4 protein-coding genes are annotated in these 4,729 nt (G+C 63.2%); 2 read left to right on the top strand and 2 right to left on the bottom strand.

What is annotated here, in order from left to right; genetic code table 11:
- Nucleotides 1-176 precede the first annotated feature (176 nt).
- Nucleotides 177-2,129: a hypothetical protein gene (locus VIQ49_RS05445; RefSeq protein ID WP_414731579.1), complete on the top strand. Its 1,953-nt coding sequence runs from the start codon at nucleotides 177-179 to the stop codon at nucleotides 2,127-2,129.
- 2 nt (nucleotides 2,130-2,131) lie between these two features.
- Nucleotides 2,132-2,929: a hypothetical protein gene (locus VIQ49_RS05440; protein WP_331881707.1), complete on the top strand. Its 798-nt coding sequence runs from the start codon at nucleotides 2,132-2,134 to the stop codon at nucleotides 2,927-2,929.
- A gap of 634 nt (nucleotides 2,930-3,563) precedes the next feature.
- Here the strand turns inward: VIQ49_RS05440 and VIQ49_RS05435 are convergent.
- A complete protein-coding gene (locus tag VIQ49_RS05435; RefSeq protein WP_331881704.1) occupies nucleotides 3,564-3,842 on the bottom strand; it encodes a helix-turn-helix domain-containing protein in 279 nt (92 codons plus the stop codon).
- Nucleotides 3,839-4,243, bottom strand: a complete 405-nt coding sequence (locus VIQ49_RS05430; RefSeq protein WP_331881702.1) for a VOC family protein — start codon at nucleotides 4,241-4,243, stop codon at nucleotides 3,839-3,841. Before VIQ49_RS05430 ends, VIQ49_RS05435 begins: the two co-directional genes overlap by 4 nt.
- Nucleotides 4,244-4,729 lie beyond the last annotated feature (486 nt).

Raw genomic sequence — 4,729 nt, 5'->3', positions numbered from 1 at the left:
AAATGGTGTTGAGGACGGCTCGGTGGTCGATTGCGACGCGGTGATCACGATTTCGGTGGCTGATCTCGGGCCGAATCGTGGATTTCTGTTTCCGTCGCAGGAGAAATCGCTGTCGCAGGCGCTACGATCCGCCTTCGATCTCGAATGACGACGACAACGTTCGGGAGGGCATTGCGGTGGTGAAGAACTGGGGGCAGATTCCGCTGTTCGATCTCGATGCGTCATCGGCGGATTCCGCCGTGGATGACTCCGAAACTGATTCGGAGCCTGCCCTTTTCGAGCTGGATGTCGACGCGGCACCTTCGGGTTCCGGAATTGCGGGGCTGTCGGTTCACGAGATGTCCCTCGCCGATGAGGACGCGCCTGCTGTCAATGAGGATGCGCCTGTCGGCGGTGAGGATGTGTCCGTTGGGGGTGCGATCGATGTCGAGCGGGGTGAGGAGCCGATGTTGCCGGGTGTCGGGTCCGCGGACGAAGTAGAGCCGGGCCCCGACGAACTACTCCCAGCAAGTGTAGTGCAGCCGGTGATTCTGCCTCCTGCCGGTAGCGAAGCGGATGGCCACGCCGTCATCGTCACCGCCGCCGGGTCGTTCGCACCGTCGGGTGAGAAGCTGACCGGCCCGGTCGATTCGGTAGAAAAGCTCGACAAACTGATTCGCTGGGCCACCCTCACCCCGCTGGGTGCCCCCGCGCAGGTGTGGGTCGTCGGAATCGATGCGTGCGAAATGCTCGGCTGGATCATCGATCCGGGTGATGAAGACGACGTCGACGACATGGAACTCCTCCGTACCCGCGCTGCTGAGGAACTCACCGGTGTCCTGCACGCTACGTTGACGCCGATGCTCACCGCCGGGTGGGAGCTGCGGGGCGATCCCGGCCACGTCGTCCACCTGTCCCGGACCACCGGGAAGTTCACGTCGATGGTCGACATTTTCATCGAGCCGTATGTGTGGACGTACTGGAACAAGGATTTCGGCTGGAACAACCGGGTCGGCGACATGGGGATTCTCGGATCACCCACCGCCGGAACGTATCTCCCAGACGATGACCTGCCAGCGGCCCGCGAACTCGGGCGTCGCCTCGCCTGGTGCGCCCGCTATCTCGGTGTCCTGCCCGGTCCGACCCCGGCACGCACCGGCGCCGCGGTCCTGGACAAGATCAAACGCGAACGCACTCGCAGCGGCAAGGGAATCGCGGTCACCACCAGCGGCCCCATCCCACCGCTCAACGGTGAACCGCGCGGTGACCTCGAACCCGAAGTGGGATGGACACGCGTCGCCGATTCCGACGACCTCACCGATGCCACGCAACTGGTCTCGATCGACCAGCGGGCCGCATATCTCGCATCTGCCGGCATGCTCGATTTCGGATACGGCAAACCCCGTCACCTACTCGGCGAGAACGCCATCAGCGCAGCAGCATCGGGTGTCAAAGGTGCACCGTTCGGGTTGTGGCGCATCACGCTGCCCGCCGGCAACTTGCTCGCCTTGCCCGCGAAACTTCCCCTCCCACACCCGCATATGCTCGCCGATCAACCGGTGCAGACGTGGGTCACATCCGTCAGCCTCGACGGCTTACAAACCCCTCTCGCGGACGGTGGTATCGGCGCCGAACTCGACGATCTCGACATCACCGAAGCCTGGGTCTACCCGCAGCAGGGCCGCGCCCTCGACAAGTGGGCGAAAATCTTGCGTGAGGGCCGCAAAGTTGCCGTCGACACCGGTGACATCGCGATGAAACGTTTCCTCGGTGCCTGCTACAAGGGCTACATCGGGCGAATGGTGAACCCGGACATGTGGACTGCCAAGCAGATGCAGCACCACCACCAGCCGCTCTGGCGTGCGTCGATCATCGCGCACTGCCGGTGGCGTGGCCGCCGAGTCGCGATGCGCATTGCACGCGATTCCGGGCGATGGCCGCTGCGAACGGTGACCGACTCCTGGGTCTACCTACTCGGCGCCGGAGAGGACATCGCCGACGACAGTGACGCGCTGGGCAAAATGTCCGTGGAGAAACGCACTACCCTCAGCAAGACTCTGATCGACGCGTTCACCTCCGCCGACGACACCCACGAGATGAATCTCGTCATCAAAGACGCATTCACACCACACAACGACGAAGGGCAGTAGCGATGGCCCTGCATCTCCCGAAACCCCGATCGAAGAAGCCGGTACAACAGGCGGTGGGCCTTGACGGGTTGAAAGTGTCCGTCGCCAACGCCGCAACCAGCGGGGTCGAGAAGTCCAAAGCCGTCAAGACCGGGGGACTGGCCGGGCTGACGAGCAAAGTCTCCGTCCGGCAGATCCGCACAGAGATCGGCAACGACGGACTACGCCAAGCCGCGATCGACGCCGGCCGCACACCGCCCTCGGATCGCACCCTGCGCCGGTGGGCCCAACAAGGCCGCATCCCGCACTCAGATGTCGCCGAGCGGGCGCAACGCCGCGCGGCGATCGAGCGCCTCGGCGGAATCGGGGAGGTGGCGAAGAAGATCGGCCGCTCCGCGTCCGCTGTCTCTCGGTACCGGTCAGGTCAGACGAACGAGCTGCGCGCGGATGCGAAGAAGAAACTCAAGAAAGTCAAAGCCGACGACATCATGACGCGTGCCGGCGTTCTGCGCCCGGACGGTACCCCCAAGAAAGCGACCATCCGCGTCAAGGGCGGCGTCTCGGTGCGCAACGGATCGGAAGAGGGATACGACTACCGCGTCCGCACACTGGATTTCGCGAACTCCGATGTCCCGTTCACGGCAGAGGAATCGCGCGAACTCGCCGCTGCCCTCGCCAGCGACGACAACGCGCGCGTGGTGGCGTTGCTCGAGCGGCATGCCACACTGGATTATCCCGAGAACAAGGGATTCGACCGGTACAGCAACGATTTCGGCTTCCACTTCGACTCGATCGAGTCCGTCCACATCGACTGGAATTAGCACCCAGCGTCGCGTGTTCCAGGCGAGTGTACGCATCGACAGACACGAAGTTGCCGGCCATGGAGGCAACACCCGATAGCACCCGTCGGTGGCTACGCGATTGGGGTTTCCCGCGCGGCGGTCGAGCGCGCATACGCGTTCCACCCGAAGGCCACGGCGCTGGGAAACACGCCGTTCCCCGCCAGGTTTTCAGCGAATGATCTACGGCCGCGAGACCGCGTCCGAGTGGGCGGAGAAGATCGTGTCGAGTATGGCTGTTTCTTCATCGAAGTTCCTTCACAATGGATGGACATCTGCAACCCTTCGATCTGTCAGTGAGATCGTGGCGCTCAAGGAAATCCGCATTCTCGGAGGAAAACGAGTGGCGCCTGTCCGCGGTGAACGAGTTGAGATACCCGGCGAACATTCGCGCAGGACGCGCTGGTTTATTGCCGTATTTGGAGATGGTGATCAAGGGCCTGACCTGCGGGTGGCAGTCCCGACCCTTGGGGCCGTGACGTCTGATCGATTCTCGAAAATCTCAAACATCATGGCGGGCAGCCGCACAATCAAATCAACTCAACTGATCTCATCCAGGAGGAAATTAGACAACTACGCTGTCGACATTCAGGCCGCTGTCGCCCCTTCAACGTCACTATGGTTCGGCGGCCCAGCGTCCGAGTGCGACGATCGCCCCGCGCAGGGCATGCCCACGATCGGTGAGCGCGTAGGCCCGCGTGTTGTGCCGCAGGGGCAGACGGGAGAGCACGCCGGCCGCTTCGAGCTCGCGCAGGCGGGTCGCGAGCATGTTCGTCGGCACTCCGAGATCGCGCTGCAGATCGCTGTAGCGCTGAGGCCCGTCGAGCAGCCGCTCCACGATCAGCAGCGCCCAGCGTGCTCCCACGACGTCGAGGGCCGCGGCGAGGTCGCTCACGCAGGTGGTTGTACGTCCGTTTTCATCCAGAACGGTGAGTAGTGGTAGCCGTCGGGGTCGTCGAACTGGCGCTGATACATGAAGGGGTAGTCGTCTGTGTCGCCGATCCGCCCACCGGCGGCGCCGGCGCGGTCGACGAGCTCGTCGACCGCCTCGCGGCTGCCGAGGTCGAACGAGACCGTCACCTTCGACGGGGTGCGGGGTCCGCCGACCAGCTCCTCGACGCCGCCGACGCTCGCGTACATTTCGCGGCTGCCGAGCATGACGTACTGCTCGGGCGCGATCGCGAAGCACGAAACATTGTGATCGGACATCTCGGCGTTGAGGGTCCAGCCGAGGGCGGTGTAGAAAGTGCTCGCGCGCTCGACGTCCTCGACCGGGCAGGTGATGAACAGGCTCATGCAAGCCACACTTGCAAAATGCAAGTGTGCTGTCAAGGGTCAGGTCTCGCGCTCCGGCTGAGGTGGTGTCGCTGGGGAGCAACCACTCCAACGAAGTGTCCATCCTTCCGAGAAGGTCTGCGGGTGGCAGTCCCGGCCCTTGTGGCCGCGAAGTTTGATCGCCTCTCGAAAATCTCAAACATCATGGTGGGCAACCGCATAACCGAATCAAACTCAGCTGATCCCCTCCAGGAGGAAATATGAATACCTACGGGAATACCTCGGGGCTCCCCACCACGGACTGTCTCTTACACGGTCACCCGTGCGGTACTTGGTGAGCTGGTCCTCGGTCATGTCGGAACATTCCCCGGAGCCTGGAAGTTGCTGGCGCGTTTTTGTGGTGGGTGCTGCGTTGACGGCCATGCCTGTGTGGGCACATTATCGAGAGGTAACGCGACGGTGCATCGAGAGGCGATGCCGCGGAATCGAAGTAGCAGATGGACGAGA

The organism is Williamsia sp., assembly GCF_036566845.1.
Lineage (GTDB): Bacteria > Actinomycetota > Actinomycetes > Mycobacteriales > Mycobacteriaceae > Williamsia.
The sequence above is the reverse complement of the archived record's forward strand: the minus strand, read 5'-3'. Positions and strand labels throughout refer to the sequence as shown.

Coding starts and splice junctions, on each gene's coding strand:
- VIQ49_RS05440 (WP_331881707.1), top strand. CDS start 2,132: ATGGCCCTGCATCTCCCGAAACCCCGATCGAAGAAGCCGGTACAACAG.
- VIQ49_RS05430 (WP_331881702.1), bottom strand. CDS start 4,243: ATGAGCCTGTTCATCACCTGCCCGGTCGAGGACGTCGAGCGCGCGAGC.